Source organism: Ruegeria sp. AL12 (genome assembly GCF_056540885.1).
Genome location: NZ_JBQFXN010000149.1, coordinates 1 through 636, shown reverse-complemented (window position 1 = coordinate 636; position 636 = coordinate 1). Strand labels below are relative to the sequence as shown.

At 57.4% G+C, this 636-nt stretch carries 1 pseudogene; it reads right to left on the bottom strand.

From position 1 onward, the window contains the following. Positions 1-387 precede the first annotated feature (387 nt). Positions 388-636, bottom strand: a pseudogene (locus ACR0C6_RS21925) (IS110 family transposase); the annotation flags it as partial.

The following is a 636-nucleotide window of genomic DNA, read 5'->3' as shown; positions in this document are numbered from 1 at the left end:
CGGGTCTCCTGTGAACCTTAGGGCGACGACAGGATGAATTCCGTGAGCATGACCTCATCTTCCCGGGTAACTCTCAACCGCAGCGAAATTCTCCTTCGGCGGGCCGCACTGCAGCGTCATCAAGCCATAGCCAATGTCTGTGGGTGGCTCCTGCATTGCAAGAGTTTTTTGGCGATTTCTGCGGTCGATTTCGTCAGTACTGTCGTCTGTCCGGCCTGTTCGTGCGGTGGTGTTCCGCTGGCCCTGATGAATTCCGCGAGCGAGGTTCCAATCGGCTTATCGGCCTCGGAAGAGGGCCGCTGCCATTCCCGGAGTGTCCTTGCTCTTGGTTGACTTACTTCCGCATCATCACTTCAACGTCTTGCATCTCGTGGGCAGTCGGTGTGGTTAGAACGCCGGCTGCCGGTATTCCTGTTTCTTCGTGAGCATCGCCCAGATGGCCCGCGCTGCCTTGTTTGCCATGGCGACTGTTGCCAGCCGGAACGGCTTGTCAGCGATGATCTTGGCAGTCCAGAGATCGACCTTCTCGGGTGAGCGTTTCGCCATGACGGCGCGCGATGTCATGCTCACGACCAAAAGTTTGCGAATGTAACGATCGCCTTGCTTTGTGATCTTGCCCAGCTTCTCCTTGCCGCC